This window comes from Clostridium weizhouense (assembly GCF_019431045.1).
Classification (GTDB): domain Bacteria; phylum Bacillota; class Clostridia; order Clostridiales; family Clostridiaceae; genus Clostridium; species Clostridium weizhouense.
In genome coordinates this window covers 162,765-183,102 of record NZ_JAHXPT010000008.1, presented here as the reverse complement: position 1 = coordinate 183,102, position 20,338 = coordinate 162,765, and the positions used below count along the sequence as shown (strand labels likewise).

Annotated in this window: 19 protein-coding genes; 3 read left to right on the top strand and 16 right to left on the bottom strand. The window is 25.4% G+C overall.

Features of this window, described 5'->3' with window-relative positions:
* Positions 1–90: 90 nt before the first annotated feature.
* Positions 91–1,026: a DUF5692 family protein gene (locus KYD98_RS11280; RefSeq protein ID WP_219780141.1), complete on the bottom strand. Its 936-nt coding sequence runs from the start codon at positions 1,024–1,026 to the stop codon at positions 91–93.
* A gap of 809 nt (positions 1,027–1,835) precedes the next feature.
* Here KYD98_RS11280 and KYD98_RS11275 point away from each other — a divergent pair.
* The gene (locus tag KYD98_RS11275) at positions 1,836–3,242 is read left to right on the top strand and encodes a peptide MFS transporter (protein ID WP_219780140.1); all 1,407 of its coding nucleotides are present in this window, start codon (positions 1,836–1,838) and stop codon (positions 3,240–3,242) included.
* A gap of 105 nt (positions 3,243–3,347) precedes the next feature.
* Here the strand turns inward: KYD98_RS11275 and KYD98_RS11270 are convergent, their stop codons facing one another.
* The 7 genes from KYD98_RS11270 to KYD98_RS11245 all read right to left on the bottom strand — a co-directional run bounded on the left by KYD98_RS11270 (position 3,348) and on the right by KYD98_RS11245 (position 8,911).
* Complete coding sequence (locus tag KYD98_RS11270) at positions 3,348–4,106, bottom strand: YdcF family protein (protein WP_219780139.1); 759 nt, start codon at positions 4,104–4,106, stop codon at positions 3,348–3,350.
* Between the two features lie 443 nt (positions 4,107–4,549).
* Positions 4,550–5,773, bottom strand: a complete 1,224-nt coding sequence (gene fliB / locus KYD98_RS11265; RefSeq protein WP_219780138.1) for a flagellin lysine-N-methylase — start codon at positions 5,771–5,773, stop codon at positions 4,550–4,552.
* A 24-nt stretch (positions 5,774–5,797) separates the two neighbouring features.
* On the bottom strand, positions 5,798–6,277 hold the full coding sequence (locus tag KYD98_RS11260) for a hypothetical protein (protein WP_219780137.1): 480 nt from the start codon (positions 6,275–6,277) through the stop codon (positions 5,798–5,800).
* A 121-nt stretch (positions 6,278–6,398) separates the two neighbouring features.
* Positions 6,399–6,524, bottom strand: a complete 126-nt coding sequence (locus KYD98_RS18225; RefSeq protein WP_258049778.1) for a hypothetical protein — start codon at positions 6,522–6,524, stop codon at positions 6,399–6,401.
* Between the two features lie 204 nt (positions 6,525–6,728).
* Entirely contained in the window at positions 6,729–7,514 is a 786-nt protein-coding gene (locus KYD98_RS11255; RefSeq protein ID WP_219780136.1) for a polysaccharide deacetylase family protein, read from the bottom strand.
* Positions 7,515–7,814: 300 nt separating this feature from the next.
* Positions 7,815–8,174 carry a hypothetical protein gene (locus KYD98_RS11250; protein WP_219780135.1) on the bottom strand — a complete coding sequence of 120 codons (360 nt, stop codon included), beginning with the start codon at positions 8,172–8,174 and terminating at the stop codon, positions 7,815–7,817.
* Between the two features lie 338 nt (positions 8,175–8,512).
* Positions 8,513–8,911, bottom strand: coding sequence for a hypothetical protein (locus KYD98_RS11245; protein ID WP_219780134.1), 399 nt, complete (start codon positions 8,909–8,911; stop codon positions 8,513–8,515).
* A gap of 199 nt (positions 8,912–9,110) precedes the next feature.
* Between KYD98_RS11245 and KYD98_RS11240 the strand changes: the two genes are divergently transcribed.
* Positions 9,111–9,437: a hypothetical protein gene (locus tag KYD98_RS11240; protein ID WP_219780133.1), complete on the top strand. Its 327-nt coding sequence runs from the start codon at positions 9,111–9,113 to the stop codon at positions 9,435–9,437.
* Positions 9,438–9,500: 63 nt separating this feature from the next.
* On the opposite strand, the gene KYD98_RS11235 is transcribed toward KYD98_RS11240, so the two are convergent.
* The 8 genes from KYD98_RS11235 to KYD98_RS11200 form a co-directional block, all read right to left on the bottom strand.
* Entirely contained in the window at positions 9,501–9,989 is a 489-nt protein-coding gene (locus tag KYD98_RS11235) for a GNAT family N-acetyltransferase (RefSeq protein ID WP_219780132.1), read from the bottom strand.
* 187 nt (positions 9,990–10,176) lie between these two features.
* Complete coding sequence (locus tag KYD98_RS11230) at positions 10,177–10,842, bottom strand: 3-oxoacid CoA-transferase subunit B (RefSeq protein WP_219780131.1); 666 nt, start codon at positions 10,840–10,842, stop codon at positions 10,177–10,179.
* Entirely contained in the window at positions 10,843–11,496 is a 654-nt protein-coding gene (gene ctfA, locus KYD98_RS11225; RefSeq protein ID WP_219780130.1) for a butyrate--acetoacetate CoA-transferase subunit A, read from the bottom strand.
* Between the two features lie 86 nt (positions 11,497–11,582).
* Entirely contained in the window at positions 11,583–12,983 is a 1,401-nt protein-coding gene (locus KYD98_RS11220) for an aldehyde dehydrogenase family protein (protein ID WP_219780129.1), read from the bottom strand.
* A gap of 783 nt (positions 12,984–13,766) precedes the next feature.
* Positions 13,767–14,507: an acetoacetate decarboxylase gene (gene adc, locus KYD98_RS11215; RefSeq protein ID WP_219780128.1), complete on the bottom strand. Its 741-nt coding sequence runs from the start codon at positions 14,505–14,507 to the stop codon at positions 13,767–13,769.
* 377 nt (positions 14,508–14,884) lie between these two features.
* Entirely contained in the window at positions 14,885–15,475 is a 591-nt protein-coding gene (locus KYD98_RS11210; RefSeq protein WP_219780127.1) for a DUF4878 domain-containing protein, read from the bottom strand.
* Positions 15,476–15,642: 167 nt separating this feature from the next.
* The gene (locus tag KYD98_RS11205) at positions 15,643–16,944 is read right to left on the bottom strand and encodes a hypothetical protein (protein WP_219780126.1); all 1,302 of its coding nucleotides are present in this window, start codon (positions 16,942–16,944) and stop codon (positions 15,643–15,645) included.
* Between the two features lie 238 nt (positions 16,945–17,182).
* Complete coding sequence (locus KYD98_RS11200; RefSeq protein ID WP_219780125.1) at positions 17,183–17,473, bottom strand: hypothetical protein; 291 nt, start codon at positions 17,471–17,473, stop codon at positions 17,183–17,185.
* 722 nt (positions 17,474–18,195) lie between these two features.
* Here KYD98_RS11200 and KYD98_RS11195 point away from each other — a divergent pair.
* Entirely contained in the window at positions 18,196–20,196 is a 2,001-nt protein-coding gene (locus KYD98_RS11195; RefSeq protein ID WP_219780124.1) for a leucine-rich repeat protein, read from the top strand.
* The last annotated feature ends 142 nt before the right edge of the window (positions 20,197–20,338 follow it).

Below are 20,338 nucleotides of genomic sequence, written 5' to 3'. Positions count from 1 at the left end.
TAAAAAAGGCTATTCTTATAGGTTCTTTTTTTGTACAATAAACTAATTAAAAATAAAACAGATGTGAAACTAATAATAAAAAATAGGAAATTATTTATTTTCTTTAATGACTTTCTTATAAGCTGTTGTTTCTACAAATATTTCATCTTTTAATAGATTAAGTTTATTTTTATGAATCTTATTAAACTGATAAACTGCTAATATAATATTTGCACTTAATGATAAAAAACTTACAATAAAAAATGCTATTGAATTATGAGTAGTAGGCACTGGTGCTATTCTATCTGCAAATGATGGTACTGTCATAACAAACATAATCCACAAAGCAAGAGTTTGTGCACGATGTTGTAACCATGCCCCCTTTTTGATAAAGAAAGCAGGTATAGTACATGAAAATAATAATGCTAATCCACAGTAAAATGAATGATCTGCTATACAATTGTATGTATAAGCAAAATTCCATAGATCATAAGCTATAATCCAAGGCCATATCATATCAGGCCATATCATATCTTTTGTTTTATCTTTAGAAACAAAAATACCACACCATCCACAGATAGTGATAATATTAAGTAGTCCAGCTACACCATTCATAATATTCCAAGGCCCTGACATTACCCAAAGATTATTTATATATTCTCCATTCCATGCACCATATGTGAAGCATTGAAAATCGCGAATAGATGCTTCAAATATATTAAGTGCTAAAATAAAAGGTGGAAAATACAATAGCCACTTTTTTTTAGTAAGTGATGGATTATATCTAAGAACCATAAATCCAAGACACCCAGCAATTGCAGAATAAGTTTTTACCCAATTAAACCAATTGCCTGTACCATATTCATTTCCTGGTGCTGCAGTGATTGGCCAAACAAAAATAGTTAACATTATAGGAATAATCAAAAAAAGTATAATTCCTCCCCATTTAGTAGAACGTCCAAATTCATTAAATGCCATTAAAGCAAATAAAACAAAAAACCAAATTCCCCATCCAGTAAAATTTGTTGTTTCATATAAAAATCCCATAACACATCTTACCTCCTAAAATAACATTCTATATAAGGCACATCAAAAAAAACAATCTAGCAGTATGCTTATCTATTGGATATATTATTTTATTTGATGTTTCTAAATCTAAATTTCTAACCTTAACTTATAAAGGTTTGTGAAATAGTTTATTTTTATCTATAAAATACTTATATTATAGAATGTTTCTTATTATAGATTATTTATAAACATAGTGTTTTATTCCATAACTATCTATATATAGATCTATTTTCTATTTTTAATTAGATATAAAATGTGAATTCTTTATAAATAAATAATATTATATAGTTCAATAATTAATTAATTTATAATTTTTCTAAACATTTTTTTATTATATTGAAACTATATATGGTTATTTATTCAAAATATATAGTATAATTCACATAATTATACTTTAATAATAATCATTATGTAACTCTTGTAATATTAACAAATCCCTCTCTTTCCCTATTAGATCATCTCTTACCAAAAATGTACTTTAAAATCTATATAAAATTTAAACCAAAGTAAAAAATGCAAGAAAAATATTTCATTCTTGCATATTGCCTATTGGTATAAAATGAATAATTATAAAATAAATATGTGTTTTTTTATCTGATTATCTATTTTTCACTTGATTAAATTTTATATATGTATAAATCTTCATGATAAAACCCAAAAAAATTATTTATATTTTCATAAAAATGCAATTTTTATTTTCATAAAAATTCAATTTTGCACTTGTCGAATCTCTAATTAATTGGTAAAATTATAATGTTACAAAAAACAAATGAAAGAAGAGGTTAATTATGGAACTTAAACAGACAAGCGACGGGATGATGAATGAAGTTTCAGAAAACAAAACATTCAAACTAAAACACCCACCAGGATTATATCTATTATTTTTTACTGAAATGTGGGAAAGATTTAGTTATTATGGTATGAGAGCCCTACTTGTAATGTATTTAACTACAGAATTTATAAGGGGTGGTCTTGGTGTTGATAAAGCATCAGCATTACACATGTACGGTTCATTTACAGCACTTGTATATCTTACTCCAATAGCTGGAGGATATATTTCTGATAGATATATAGGTCAAAGAAAAGCTATTACTATTGGTGGAATAATAATAGCCTTGGGTCAATTTACATTATTTTCAAATCAAAGTATGACAACTTTATATATAGGACTAGCCTTACTTATACTTGGTAATGGTTTCTTTAAGCCAAATATTTCAACACTAGTTGGACACTTATATCCTGAAGGTGATAAAAGAAAAGATGCTGCTTTTACTATTTTCTATATGGGAATAAATGTTGGATCATTCTTAGCTCCTCTTATATGTGGTACTTTAGCTGAAAATATAATGGCAACAAAACAGGCTGGTGAAATTATGCATTATGGATTTAGATATGGTTTCTTAGCCGCTGGTATTGGTATGGTTTTAGGACAAATACTATTTAACTCATTATCAGATAAATATCTTGGAGATATTGGTAAAACAGCAATAGGTGTAAATAAAAATAGTAAAAATAAAAAGTCTGAAAATAAACCTTTAACTAAACAAGAAAAAAATAGAACAATTGTTATATGTATATTAACTGCTTTTGTTATAGTTTTCTGGACAGGCTTTGAACAAGCTGGAAGTTCACTTACTGTTTATACTCAAGAGTATATAAATAGAAGCATTGGTGGATGGGAAGTTCCAGTTTCATGGTTCCAATCACTAAATCCATTTTTTATAGTATTGTTTGGAATACCTGTATCAAAATTATGGATTAAATTAGCATGTAGAGAAAAAGGGGACTTAAGTATTCCTACAAAAATGGCCCTAGGTATGATTATGTTAGGTATTGGTTTCTTATTAATGGTATGTGCCGTTATGCAAAGAGGCGGAAACGTATCTGATACTGCCGTAAAAGCCAATATGTTATGGTTAGTAGGTGCTTATTATCTTCATACTATGGGAGAACTTTGTTTATCACCTGTAGGACTTTCTATGGTAAGTTCATTAGCACCAGCTAAACTTGCTTCATTCCTAATGGGTGTATGGTTATGTAGTCAGTTTGTTGCTAATGAAATAGCAGGAATTGTTGCTGCATACACTGAAACTTTAGGCCACTTAGAAATCTTTGCTGGAATAGCTGCGATTTCAATTATTATAGGATTAATATTATTAGCTTTAAATAAGAAATTAGTAAAGATGATGGAATAATACTGTATAAGGACTATATAAAAATATCAAAATTATTTTTATATAGTCCTTTCTAATTTAATAGTGTTAATATAACAATAAAAATATTTATCCATTACTAATTTATTAATCAAATAATATGCTTTTAACAACGCCAAATGCTTCTCTCGTATACATTACTGGAATCAGATGCCACACTGTATTACTTGAATAATTTCCAAAATTCTCATATCCATTTTTCTTTGCTAAAATACTACTTCTAAAGGCATGAAAATCTGTTGTTACTATTTTAACACTAACTTGATCTAAAAATTTACCACTATGTTCTTCAATCTTTTCTTTAGAATATTTAAAATTTTCATTAGTATTTCTAGATTGATCTTCAATTATTATTCTCTCTTTTGGAATACCTTTATCAATTAAATAAGTACTCATAGCTACAGCTTCTGATATATGTTCATCATCTCCCTTTCCCCCTGATACAACTATATATCCCGTATTATCATATTCGTCAATACATTTTAAAGCTGCATTTAATCTTCCTTGAAGTATTAAATTTGGAGTTTTTCCATTAGTCAATCCAGCACCTAATATCAAAATATAATCTGAATTTTCTTTTTTATTTTTAGGATATGCTATTATAATTGCTTCAATTCCAATAAAACCTATTAAACCGATACATATCATTACTTTGAAAAATTCAACTATTTTTTTATAAACTTTAATTTGTCTTAATCTCTTTTTTGTACAATGGAATACAATAAGTGCTAGTCCAACAAATACAATTGGAATGCTAAAAGCTATTTTAGTAGAGCTTAATAAATTTATTGCTAATATATATATAACTAATATTATTCCTAAAATCAAATCATTATTTTTTCTCAAAACTTCCTCCTCCTTGTTTTTAAATATATCATTAAAACACTTTTATATCTACCATAATTTCACAATAATATTTTATTTTAATCCAAAACAATAAATGCTTAAGGATATTCCATAAGCATTTATTATTTATTGCTATTTATAAACTCTCTTAATATCATATATCAAGTTTATAATTTTTAATAATTCTATCTAAAATACATTTACTGTATGGATAATCTAATTACTGTATTTTGAAAGAAATTTCAATATCACTTTACATTATCATACAATATCAACTTTATTTTAAAATCTCTCTTAAAAATCATGATATCCAATTGAACAGATAGTTTTCTGAGCGCTAAAATGAACCTTATATAATAGACACTTAAACTATCTATCATATAAGGTTCACTTTAATTACTAATATTTTAGTCTTTATTTAAAATTTAAATACAACACTATTTTTATAAAATCTTCTTACCAAATTCCATATTATCTAAGTTATTTTCTTTTACGTACTCCAATACATCAACTAAATATGTTTTATGGTGTTCTATTGTTTTAGAAAAAACTTGTATAAATCTTGCAACACTATCTGGAGAATAAGTTTCCTTATTAAATAAGAATATTCCTATTAAATAAAATCTAATAAATGAATATCTAATTAGAAGCATAATATACCCATCAAATACTGATTCTGTTTCTGAAAAAGGAAATAGATTTTTGTAAATAAAATTAACTAAATAATTCTCAAAAATATAACTATTATTCTCTATAAACTCTTTATAATAAAGATTAAAGCCTTTTTTATATCTTTCTGAATATGTACTTATAGTATTTTCTTTACTAATATTAAATCCTTCTATAATCTCTTTGGTATATTCTTTAAAAAAATTACTATCAACCTCTTTAAATACGTTTAAATCATCAATCATTTTCTTAAAGAAAGATACTTCAAAAGTATAATTTTTTTCATCTTTTTTATATGAATTATCACTTAAACTGATTTTATATCCATTAATAAATTTAATTATTTCTTTATAATTACAACTAAATTTTTCTTCTAATTTTTCTAAAAAATCACCTAATATAAAAAGTCTTTCACTTAAATCAAACTCTCTACTTTTTATTATCTTAATACTAAAATCTCTAATTTCTTTTAAATATCTTACTGGTGAATCTCTGAATTCTTTATAATTAGTATCAATACAACTTGATAAAATATGTTTACCTAAAGTTTCTTCGCTCTCTTTAAATCCAATTCCCTCTTTCCTTAATAAAAGAATCCTAGCAGCTTCTGGACAAGCTACATCAAGAGACATTTCATAATATCCATTAATTTTGTTTGTTATCCTAGGAAAAGATGTACAAACATTTGAAAGATACTCTTCTCCTAACTTAGAATAAATTATACAATACTTATTTTCATCTAAAAAAGGACATACCTTTCCCTTCTTTAATTTCATTTTTCCATAGTCTACATCCTCACTATAATAATACTCATTATTATAAGCATTTTTTTGGAATAGCTTTTTCATTTCTTTATCTTGAACTTTATAATATTGTTTGAATGTGATTTTATCAATATCTACATCCCAGCCAACACAGCATGTATCCTCACATTCTCCCCCTATACATTTAAAATCTTTAAGATATATAGGATATCTCATCTTTATCTTTTTTCCCATTGTTTCATTCCTTATCTAAATTTATTATTTAACTTTAATATTATATAATTTTATTAACATAGTTAATGCTTTATTAAGTTCTCTTATTTCCTCTAAAACTGGATCTAAAGAATCATAAACATTATCTACAAATAAATCAATATGAAATCTTAATGTATTTCTAAGTTGTTTTCCATTAGGTGTTTGTGGAACTAAAGCAAACGGTGTTAGTTGTATTTTTACTTTATTTCTTGAACAATCTCTAATAAACCAAGATATAAATTCTAATGCTTCTAACCCTTCTTTTGATCGTTCAATTGTAAATCTAAATTGAGCAAGAAGTTCATTTTCCTTTCCACCATTTGTTCTCAAAAGAGTTGTAATTGGTAAATGTGCATAATCTACAGTTAATAATAATTCAGAATCTACATCTTGCAAATCACAAACTCCACTTTCAACGGAAGTAACTCCTGCAATATTGTAAATAGTATCTTGAAATTTTTTCACATCTATTGGATATTTCATAAAACCCAAGCACTCCTAACATAAATTATATTTATAAGTTAAGTATAGCATAAATATGCAAAAATCATTTTAAATACTTAAAAATAACATTAATGTATACAATTAATGCTATTTTTATATTCTAAGAATTTTTATCAATATAAATCTTTAATGCTTTAATCAATAAAATAAGTGCATAAATTCCTAATCCACTTAAAATCAAAGGAATTAATAGAAAAACTTGTCCTAAATACATCATTCCGCCCATAAGAACATTCCCCCTAACATTAATTTATAAATATACTAATAATATATTTATAAATTATTGATAATATTAACTTAAAGTTTCATATATAATTTTTCTTTAAAAATATATTATAAAAAAAATACCGCATATTCATTAAATGTACTTTTTGTAAAATACGCTATGAATACTACGGCATTTTTTTATGTATATTATATATTTCTAAAATTAAAAAAGATTAAAAGTTCTTTTAGTTATTTTAAAATACATTTCTGGTGTATCTTCTGTAATAGTTTTAAATTCATATCCTTGTGATTTATAATATTTTATTACTTCTGGTAAAGCTATACAAGTATTTTTTTGCATATCAGTACAATGCATAAGTAATATTATATTAGGTAAATCATCACTTCCCTTTATAGCTCTTTTATATAATTTATATGTAGATAATTTAGGATTTAATCCATCCGTATTATCTATATTCCAATCATAGACTTTAAATTTATTGTCATGTAATTTTCTTAAAAAATTATCATTTAAATGTTTATGACTTCCACCTGGAAATCTTATTATATTAGGTGAAATCCCTATAACTTTATTTATCTCATCACGACAATCAACCATTTCTTGTATAAATCTATCTTCACTAGAATAGACTTTCTTAAATTTATGCGTATAAGTATGAAGACCTATACTATGTCCTTCATTATAAATTCTTTTTACTACATCCTCATTGTCTTCAATTTGACTTCCAATCAAAAAAAAAGTTGCCTTTACTTCATTTTCTTTTAGTATATCCAGAATTTTATCTGTTATTTTGCAACTAGGACCATCATCAAAAGTTAAATAAACTACTTTTTCATTATAATCATTGATATTATTATTTGAATCAAGTTCATTAATAGTTGCTATATTAGATGCTACTGAAGCATTACTGATATTTCCTCTAAATATAGAAATAATAAGAAGTAAATTTACAACAAGCATTAAAAAATATTTAAATCTATTTTTCAATTTATTTCCCTCCTATTGTAAATTATTTTTATTAGTTTTAGAACCATACTACTTATCATTTACTTTTTTGAAATTTTTATTTATGGTAATTTATTCAGAGAATTAAATCTATAATACATATAGTATTATCTTTATCCGATATAATAAAACTTATAAGTACTATAAATTCTTTTATTATATAGAAGAACCCTATCTCTAGGGTTCTAATTAGTTTTAATATTTTATTTTTTAATTTCATTAACCAATTATACTAAATCTTATGTTTTTTAACTTAACATTATACATTTATTGTTCTTATAATTAATATTGATAATATGGATAATATGGATATGGTGGTTGAGCAATATATGGATAAGCTAATAATGATAATGCTGCTAAATTAGAAATTGGAAGTGATCGTCTTCTAAAACGTCTAAATCTTCTAGGTCGTTTATAACCATGATATTGCCTTTGTACATCATTTTCATTTTCTTTCTCCATTACATCTTCGCCAACCAATATATCAACATAATCTCCATCTACATTTTCAATAATTCCATCTAATGTATCTCCGTCTGTCATTGTTAAAGTAACATGATAGTATAAATATTTTTTACATTTGTCTTGTAAAACTTGGAAAGCTTGAAAATCCCTATAACACTCGTTTATTTCTAAACCCATTCTTTAAACATCTCCTTTCAAAACTATCATATTCATCTATAATAAAATTTGTACCATTTAATACGGTTTTATATTTGGATTAGATTCTATTAGGACTTAGTAAACATTAATGATGATATTATTTAAAGTTATAATTATTATTATACAAGCTGCAATGGATACAGAATTAGTCTTTCCTAATATTATATTACTAGTAATATAATATTAGTTTCCAACTTAAATCACCTCGTTTTAAGAGTTATTTTAAATAAAATCTACGTACTATAAAATATTATAAAAAAACACCGTAAATTCACTTCGAATAATACGGTATTCTAATTTGTTATTTATTTTTTCATTTAATTTTTTATATCCTCTGATATCAGTCTAGCCATTTCTAAAGCCAGATTATTATTATTTTCATTGTTTCTAATAAAGGTTAATTTTTTATTTTTTATTGTAATTATTGTAATAAGCTCATCAGCCCCATCGCATTTTACGTCAAAAGACTGTATATCTTTTCTATTGATTTTATCCACATATCTTTCTTCAGGTAATCCACCCCAAGTAGCATAACCTTTAGCTTCTATATATAAATTTTCTGAAGTAAGAATTAAATTAAAATTGTTTGTTACCATACCAGCAAGCCCCATTGTAACTAAATTTGCAAAAAAACTTCCTATTATAGTAGAAGTTTTAATATCTTTATGCGATTTAATAGAACATAAAACCTTTTCACCATTTAAAATCTTTGACATAAACCATACCTCCTCTAAATATATACCAAATTTAACTTTTTTTCTTATAATTTATTATTATATAATATTTTACCAATTCCAAATTATTTTAATTTTATATAATTATTTAATTTTCATCACCCTTTATGCCAAATATTAACTTAATAATATCTATTTTTTTTAACAAACTATTAATAGGAATAAGTGAGGTGTATATATTATGAGATTAAAAAAAATTATAATACTAACTATATTATTTATGTTGATATTTGTTAATAATGTTAAAGCTATTGATATTGGACCAACATCAGCTTCTTATAAAGAAGGAGTATATAAAATTACTAATGCTAACAAATGTGCCATGATCGCTAAACTAGTAACTTCTGATCTTAACACAAGTTTAGCGATAGTTGATTCACAAGGAAATCAAAAAATTTTTAGAAAATTTGATAAAACATATGTTCCTACATCAAAAATATTGCTTGAAGAAAATGATTATATAATTATTATTGGGAATGGTGAAGTATCACTTGTTTTTTCTAGATAATTACTAAATATAATATCAAAAGATAGAAATAAAAATGGATTGTAAAATTCAATTCATTTTTATTTAAAATTCTAAAATCATATCATACCATTCAACACCACCATGTACTGAGTTAGATATACCTTTGTTTTTATATCCAAACTTTTCATAATAATTAATAAGTTTTTCTTTGCAAGTTAAAATAACACCCTTTTTTCCTGCTAATCTTGATGTATCTATCATATGTTTCATCAACTTGGCTGCAATTCCTTGATTACGATATTCTGGTATAACATCAAGTCCAAAAACTGTCTGATAATCTCCATATGGAATATGTAATCTAGAATCTTCAAAGAGTTCATCATATATAACAGTTTCATTTATAATACACCCATTAATAAAGCCAATTATTCTTCTGTCTATTTCTGCTACGAAAAAACTTTCAGGAAATGTTTTAATACGTTCCTTAAAAGATTTCTTATCAGCAGCTTCTGCACATGGGAAACATATTGCTTCAACTTGTGTTACTGAATCTAAATCCTCTATAGATACTTGTCTAATTTTAATATCCATTAATATTCTTCCTCTCATCTGTATTATTTTATAAAAAGTGAAGGTAGGCCTTTTATTGACCTACCTCCTTGTGTGTAATTTGGTTCATAATAATAGTTTTAAATATTATACCATAAAACTCTTTAATATTTTATTAAATATTATTTTTTTATTAAATATTAAATCAAATAATAGATAGTTTTTGTTTTTACACAGCCATGCTTCTTATATTATCCGGTATAATTAAATTTGCTTCTGTTAAAGATTTGATTTCATCAATTGTTGTATAATCATTAATTTCCTTTAAAAGTAACCCCTTATCTGTTACTTCAATTACGCAGAGTTCTGTAATAATTAAGTCTACTTGTGATTTTGCAGTTAATGGTAATCTACATTTTTTAAGAATCTTAGGTTTTCCTTTTCCAGTATGCTGCATTGCTACAATTACCTTCTTAGCACCTGTTACTAAGTCCATAGCACCACCCATACCTGGCACCATTTTACCTGGAATAATCCAATTAGCCAAACTACCTTCTTCATCCACCTCTAAAGCTCCAAGCACAGTAACATCAACATGTCCACCTCTAATTAATGCAAAAGACATAGAGCTATCAAAAAATGATGCCTCTGGTAATACCGTTACACATTGTCCACCTGCATTTATTATATGTGCATCTTCATGTCCTGATGTTGGCAATGCACCCATACCAACCATTCCATTTTCAGATTGAAAAACTATATGCTTTTCTTTTGATACATAATTTGCTACTAACGTAGGAAGTCCTATACCAAGATTCACAAGTTGTCCTTCCTTTAATTCTTTTGCAACTCTTTTTGCAATTATTTGCCTTGCTAATTTACTATCTGTAATCACTTAAATTTCCTCCTTTACTATATAATTTACTAATACACCTGAAGTCATTATATCTTCCTTATTTAATTCTTCACATTTAACTAACTTTTCTGCTTCCATTATTACTGTATCTGCTGCCATTGCAATATAAGGATTAAAATTTTTTGTAGTACCTTTATAACAAGTGTTTCCGAATTCATCTACTATACTACCCTTTACTAATGAAACATCTGCTTTTAATGGAAGTTCTAATAAATATTCTTTATCATCAATTAAAATCTTACGTTTTCCATTTTCTACAATTGTACCTATTCCTGTTGGTGTTAATACTCCACCTAAACCAGAACCTGCCGCACGTATTCTTTCAATTAATGTTCCTTGTGGAGAAAGTTCTACTTCCATTTCCCCAGTATTCATTCTTCTTCCAGTCTCAGGATTTGTTCCAATATGAGAAGCTATTACTTTTTTTACCTGACCATTTACAACTAATTTACCTATGCCTTTATCTGGATATCCGGTATCGTTCCCGATAATAGTTAGATCTTTTATATTTAAATTTACTAACATATCAATTATAGTTTCTGGGGTTCCACAATCTAAAAAACCACCAATCATAATTGTCATCCCATCTTTAAAAATAGACTTTAGATCTTCCATCTTAACTAGTTTATTCATGTTAATATCTCCTTCTTTTTTTAGAATATATAATACTTCATATAAAAACTGCTAAATAAATTGAAATAATTGTATTGATCTATCATCTAACCTGCAAGTACACATCTTCTTTGTCTTGTAAAATTTCTTGCAGAAGTTATGCCTTCACCTGTAGGTCCCGCAATAGTAAAAGTTGTAAATCCTTCTGCACCAAAGCCTACTCCAGCAAAAGACTTAGCATTCTTTACAAAAATAGTTGTATCTATTTCTTTTTCAAACCTATTTAAATTATCTATATTTTTTGAATACATATAAGCACTATGTCTTTTGCTTTGTTCTGCCATTTTAGCACACTCTATTGCTTTATCTATATCTTTAACTCTTACAATAGGAAGTATTGGCATCATAAGTTCTGTCATTACAAAAGGATGATTTGAATCTACTTCACATATAATACATCTAACTTCATCAGATACTTGTCTACCTATTTTCTCCAAAAATAACTTAGCATCTTTTCCTACCCATTTTTTGTTTATAACAAATCCTGAATTTTCATCTTTTTTTTCTAACAATACTAAATCTAATAATTTTGATACATCATTCTCATTTATTAGTACAGCATTATTATTAATCATATTTTTTATTAAATCATCTGCTACATTATCTAAAACAAATACTTCTTTTTCTGCAATACAAGGTAAATTATTATCAAAAGAACAACCTTCTATAATATTTTTAGCAGCATTCTCTATATCTGCACTATCATCTACAATTACAGGTGGATTTCCAGCTCCTGCGCCTATAGCCTTTTTACCAGAATTTAAGAGTGTTTTTATTAATCCAGGTCCTCCTGTTCCACATAAAAGCTTTATATATGGATGTTTCATAATTACATTTAATGAATCCATAGTTGGATTTTCTACTGTAGTTACTAGATTTTCTGGTCCTCCTGCTTTTACAATTGCTCTATTTATCATATCTACAGCAAAAGCAACACATTTTTTTGCTCCTGGATGTCCATTAAATACTACTGAATTCCCAGCGGCTATCATACCTATACTGTTACATATAACAGTTTCAGTTGGATTAGTTGAAGGGGTTATTGCACCTATAAGACCATATGGAGACATCTCTACTAATGTAAGTCCTTGATCTCCAGACCATGCTGTAGTAATTAAATCTTCTGTGCCTGGAGTATATTTAGCTACTAATTCGTGCTTTAATATTTTGTCTTCATATCTTCCCATGTGTGTTTCATCTACAATCATTTTAGCTAATGTCTCTTTATTTTCCAATGTAGCCTTTCTTATTCCCTTGATAATTCTTTCCCTATCCTCTTTAGTATAATAAAGACTTAATTTCTTTTGTGCATAAATTGCCTTTGTAATAGCATTTTCAACTTTTTCAAATACGCCTAAATAGCATTCATTATTAGTTTTTTTACCTCCAATCTTTTTTGTAATTTTTAAACTGTCTTCTTGTGATAATATTGATAAGTTCCTTTCCATATTGCTCCTCCTTATAGTTATAAAATTTTCATACAAAAACCCATAAGAGCTTTTGTCTTATATCTTTTATTAGTTAAAATATTTTTAAGCTGTGTGATATTGTATTATAATAACGACTTGAGATTTAAATTTATTAAAACATATCATTAATTAAAGATTTTACTTGGCTTTACTATATTATTAAGTCACTTTAATAATGTTTATTTAAGGTTAATAAAATTTAAGTTATTTAGATATAATGCTAGTTACAAATGATGAGATATTTAGAAAAAGTTTTTAAACTTTAAAAATAAGACAATAATTTTAGTTAATTATTAATTTGTAAATTTATTCAATTACTTGTATAAATAGTATATTATCACTAAATTATCCAAAATCAATATTTAAACTCCATAAATTTATTTATAGCTAGATAAAACGTTAACAAAATAAGACTTGGTTATATATTTTCTTCTAATAACCTCTAAAGGATAGTTATTAGAAATTTAAAAATAATATCGAATTTTTCTGTTTTTTCTGAAAACCTTTTAATAAAAATTAATATTTTTTTGAAATCACGACATAAATTGTAGTTTGATAATTTCTATTATAATTTTTTACCATATATATATTATTTTTAAATTTTTATAGTTAATCTTTTCATAGATAATTCTGTATTAATAAAAATATAATATTTAATTTGAGTTGCAAAATCATTAAAAGGATATTATCACCATTTTAAAATAGTGATAATATCCTTTTTTCATTAATTCGTAACAATTTATAGTATATGATTATATTAGACTACTTTTTAATATAATCATATATAACTTCAGGAGACGGAAGAGTTAAATCTGTAAGAATATGAGAACTAGAAACTATTTCTTTTACAGGCAAATCATTAAATGGTGCCATTGCATGATCAAATAATTGTAATCTTGCTGGACCAGTCCATGCCTCATGTACAGTAATATCTTTAATTTGTGCAGATATTAACTCACATATTCTTGGGGTTCCATCATAATTAGGTATAATTTTCAACATAAAATTAGGACGACAAATTTGTTCCTTTGCCTCATTGAGATCTAAAGGTTTATGCTTATATCCCATAGTAGCTATTGCTATTCTTAATTTTCCATAATCTAATGTGCCAACTAGTGTATCTGAATCAACAAATAGTTTTGGATAACCTAGTTTTTTAGGGTATGCACTAAATTCTCTTCCAACAGCAATAGCCGGATGATTATCTAAGTACATCATATGCAAATAGTCACCCTCTTTACCATTAAATTTTACTGGTATAGCCTGTCCGCATTCTGCATAATCTCCTAATCCACTTGTATCTGGCATGGCCATCATTTCAAATCTAACTAAAGGATCATCCCCTAATTCTAAAGGTTCTGGTACAACTTTACGTAAAGCATCAGCATCAGTACGATATATAATATTAAAATATTCACGATTATGAAACCTATAAGGTCCCCTTGGAAATGCTGGAGCTGTTAGTGGTGTTGTAATTTGTTTAGATACTTCACTTTTTAACATAACTATTCATCTTCTTATCTTAAATATTTGACATTCTCATTCTAACTTAGCTATGCTTTAAAACTATATTATTATAATATAAATGTTATAAACAGAGACCGAAGCTTAATATTACAATTTTATATTAATCTAAAACACAGCTTATCTATTGAGATTTAAGATTTATTAAATGTAAATTAATCTTTGGGTATGTCATTATCCCCAATAAAATATACCATATTATCCACTTAAAGTAAAATTATATATAAATTTACAATCACTAAAAAGAACTTACTGTAATAAAGTAAGTCCTTTTTTGTTTAAAAAAATATCTAAAATTAATATTAAATAAGTTAAATCTAGATATTTTTTATAATTTAAATTTGTTTATATACTAACTACTTTTGAGGATTAAACTTTTTAGGATCTATATTAACTAATAATTTCGCTAATTCATCATTATTTGTTATCTTCCATTCACCATCTACTTTTTCTAAATGTATATCTTGAGTTCTTTCTGTTAATTTAACATTATCTAAACATTCGCTTAACATCTTGTCATACATTTTTTCATTTTCTTCATCTGATGGTTTAGTTCCTGCAAATGCACTTGAAAATGCAACTGAAATTGCTTTTTGGAAGAACTCACCTATAACTGCTGCTAAATCTGGAGCTGTTGCAGTTACATTTACTACAGCTGAATCCCCTTCTATATTTTCAGAATTTATTTTATAAGTTAGTTTTTTCATAGAATCAAGCATTTTCTTTTCTGATTCATCAAATTTAGCTTTATTTTCTTCTGTTTTTTTATCTTCTTTTTCTATATTTTCATTTAATAATTTAGAAAACTCCGCATTCTCTCCTTTTTTTACTTGTTCTAAATAATTTTTCACAGTGTTAGTTGGTGTCTTCTTTCCTGCACACCCGCAAACTCCAGCTAATAACATAAATACTAGAGCAAAAGAAAGTACCTTTTTAAAATTTTTCACTATTATTTCCCCCTTAAATAATTTTTATAAATATTCTAGTAAAATAATTACATAATATGATATTATTTTACTTTATTCCCTAATGATTATATCATATAAAATAAAAATAAATAGTTTTAATTATATTTTTTGTATAATATTACTATAAAATAGTTTTAATAGTTTCTTTAATTGCTCTTTATATATACAATATCCAATATTTTTTCAGAATTAGGTAAATATTTAACTATTACCTTACCATCTATATAATATTTATCTATTTTATTTTTCTTATCATTAACTTCTATGTAATACCTATCTTCAAATCCATCTAATTCAATTTTATAAAAACCATCTTCTTTTTCTATATTATTAATAAAAGTAACATCTTCATCATAGTTATTTGATATTACATATGAAAAATCATATATATTGTTAATCAAATTATATCCTTCGAATCCTCCCATTCCAATTAACATCAAAATTATAAATAATATAAACTTAATATTTTTAAATTTATTCCTTAAGATATATCTTAAACATATTATTGCAATACATAAAACCACATATAATATAAATATTCCATAACACAAGTCTGTCCAATATGAATTATATAAACTTTTTTTTGATAATATTCCTACAACTCTACAGCAAAAAAAACATATTCCAAATGGTACTGCAAAATATATAAACCATCTTTCCTTTATACTACTTTTAAAATTAGTTATAGTATTAAGCATTAAAGAAAAAATTAAATGAATAACAGGAATACAACTTAATTTTTTTAATATCTTTATAATTGGTTTATCATTTTTTTCTTCATTTGATTTATTATAATAATCTTCAATAAAAACTCCATTCTCAATACATTTTTCTGATAAGCATTTTATAGTTTCAATTATAATTGGTGAAGTTATTTCATCATACTTTATTATTTGATTTATAATATTTGCTGCTTCATAATAATTTTTAACATAAACATAATATTCTGCTTGTAATAAATTATAATATCCCCTTTCCCCTTCTGATAATTTTTCTCTATCTATTTCTAGTAATAACTTTTTACTTTCTTCATATAATCCTTTATAATTGTAATAATTTATATAAAATCCATTGTATGTATTCTTACTTTTTTCTTTTATACTATCAATCTCTTTTTTTCCTTCTGTAATAACATAATTTATAGTTTCTTCATCTTTAACCTTAGTACTATAAAGTAATAAATTATAATAATAACTTATTCTTTCTCCTTTATTCAGATCATCTATATTTAAACTTTTTAAAGTATCTAAAGCTTTATGTATTTCATTATTAAAATAGTAAGCAATTGATAAATTAATTGTAGCTAATTTTCTAATGCTCTTATTCTTAGTAGTATTTTTTACTTTAGTTTCAACTTCTATATATTTATCATAATCATTGCACAAATAATTAATGTTCGATCTTGCTTGATCAATAAACATACTATATAAATTTTCTCTAATGCTCATTTTATTCTTAACTCCTTACCTCATTTATTTATCTTTAAACTCATTATTAAATTTTAAATATAAGTTCCTTAATATTAAAATTTATATTAATAAACAAACTTTATTGGAACTTATATATACTAAAATTAATAGTGTTTTTTTAATTTCCTTATAATTTAAAACAATCTCCAATCCTAATTTTAAAATAAGTTTCACTTTAGACTAATAATTTTATTTATATTATTATATTAACCTTAACTTAAAACATTTTAATTATATGCGTTAAAGATCTAAATATAAAAAATATAATAGCAATAAATATTGACCAAACAAATATAAAATCAGCACTCCTTGGTTTTTTTTCTTTCCATATTCCCCACATTATAATACCAAAAAAAGGTATTATAGTTGCCATAAGAAAAGTACCGAATCCTGGAACATCTTTGGTACTTGATCTCTTTTTTATATATTCTAATTTAATAGCTGTATACTCTTGAGTACACCTAAATTTATCATTCTCTAGTTGTTGTCCACCTTTTTTACAAATCATAATATATCCCCTTACTAGATTTAGTTTTCTATAATTTTATTCTTTGAAATAGTTTATAAATTTAATTATTTCTTACTAAATTCAATCATACTCTTGCCACTTACTTTTGTGAAATATCAAAAATAACATTTAAATACATTTATTAAACTCACCTTTCTACTAATTTTTTATAAAATATAATTATTTTTCCACTATTATAACACATTTCACAATTACAATATTATCTGATTTAAAAAAACACTTTAGTTAATAATTTTAGTATTGAAAACTAAAAATACCGTATATTTCTTTTAAATAATACGGTATTTCCATTTATTTAATATTAAGTTTTATTTATTAATTTACTTATATAATTTTTTATAATTAGCTGTATTCATAATATACTCATGCAAACTTATTAGTTTAATATCTACTATATCAATAATATCCAAAATAATTTCTGATATTTCGTTTAAGTATATCATATTTAAATTTGCTATAAAGATCCTAAACATTATTTTCTATCCAATAGTTATCTTGTTTATTGGGATAATATATTATTTGTGATTTTGCTTTCTTCATACTTTATTCTATATAAAAACCTTTAAAATTCTTAATAAAATATTAAAAATATGAAAATATAGTTGAATTAAGAATTTTAAATGATATTATACTTTTATGTATTATATTACTATATATAATAATATGTACTAAATAACTAGTAATTAAAAGGGGATAAAATAATGTTAAGAAATAATAAATTTATTTTAGGAATGCTTGCACTTGCAATAAGTACAAGTATTATAAGCTATAAAACAACAATAACGGCAAACGCTGAGCCAATTCAGTTACAATTAGGTGCTTACAATACAGAAAAAGATAAAGATTTACCGTTAAGGGAAGCTACTGATGAAAACGGAATTACATGGAGTTATAAACTTCTTAATGATGGCACTATTTATCTTCAATATGCAAAAAATGTTCAAGCTAACATGAAAGTTCCTGAAAAATTAGGTGGGAGAATTGTTTCCGTTATTGGAGATATAGTAGAATATAAAAGTCCACATCACAACGCTGCACCTCTTCCTGATTCTATAATACAAAGTGTTAAAATACCATCAAGCGTAAGATTTATAGGTCCTGATTCTTTCCGTTGTAAAAATTTAACTGATGTACAACTTCCAAATACTACATGGGTGTCAGAGCGTGCCTTTATAGATACACCATGGCTTAACTCTCAAAAAAATTCTAAAGGATTAATAATTATAAATAATAGATTATTAAGTGCAAAAAATCAGTCTGGAGATATTAGAATCCCTTCAAATGTAAAAGAAATAGCAAATGATGCATTTGCTGATGAACACAATATAACTAGTGTTGCTATTCCAAATAGTGTTCTAAAAATAGGATCTAAAGCCTTTAGTCATTGTGATAATATGAAAAAAATCACACTTCCTAATGGTATTACAGAAATAAAATATAGTACTTTTGAGTATTGCAGTAATCTGGAAAGTATTGAATTACCTAATGATATTACAGAAATAGGTAACCGTGCTTTTGAGGGTTGTAGTAAACTTAAAAATGTTATCATTCCTGATAGCGTTACCCAAATAGGTAGTTGCGCTTTTGCAGCATGTAGCAATCTAAAAAATATTAAAATTTCTAATAATAAAATACACTTAGAAAATGGGGCTTTTAGTAGTTGTGAGCAATTAACTGATGTTGATTTACCATCTAGTGCATCAATAGAAGAAGAGGCTTTTAGTAATACACCATGGCTTGGAGATCAAAGAGATTCTAATGGCTTATTGATTGTAAATAATGTTTTAATAAATGCTGGTGATCAAAAAGAGGATTTTAAAATTCCTGATAATGTTACAGCTATAGGAAGCTGTGCTTTTAAAAACTGGACTGATTTAAGTAAAGTTCAAATTCCTGATAGTGTTACAGAAATAAGAGATAAAGCTTTTAGTGGATGTATTAATCTTAATAATATTATAATTCCTGATAGTGTTACAAAAATAGGAGAATCTGCTTTTGAAGAATGTACTAAGCTGCAAAAGATTGAAATTCCAGGTAGTGTAAAGGAAATAGGATCATATGCTTTTATAAGTTGTTCAAACTTAAAAAATGTCATATTAAATGAAGGTACAAAAACAATAGGAACTGGAGCATTTAATCTATGTAAAAACATAAAGGTTTTAGAAATACCTTCTAGTGTAATAAATACTTATCAGGACACTGCTTTTGATGAAGGAGTAACTATTATAAAAAATGGTACTTCATATGTTAATAAAGATCCGTATAATAACTCTTCAAATAAAAAAGATACCACATCTCAAACACTTACAGTAGAATCAGGATGGCATAAGGAAGGTGATTATTGGTACTGGCTTTGGAGCGATGGAACTAAGCGTAATGGATGGTATGAAGAAAATGATAACTGGTTTTATTTTTATGGAAATGGTCAAATGGCAACAGGTTTTATAAATCTTAATGGAGCTATTTATTATTTAAATCCTAATAGTGATGGATACCAAGGTGCAATGAAAACAGGCTGGAATAAAATTAATGGATATTGGTATTATTTTAATCCTCTATCTGATGGTTACAAAGGATTAATGGCAAGGGGCTGGCTTCAAGAAGGAGAAAATTGGTATTATTTCTATTATGATGGAACAATGGCCGCAAATACAACAATAAATGGATACTATGTAAATTCAAGTGGAGCTTGGGTAAGATAAGAATGCTCTAAATAGTAGCTTGAAAAGATATGTTTTAAAAATGAATACTATAATATAGTGTATAATAAAAAACCATAAATTTATAATATTATTTTAATATAATATATTATAAATTTATGGTTTTACATTAATATTTAATAAT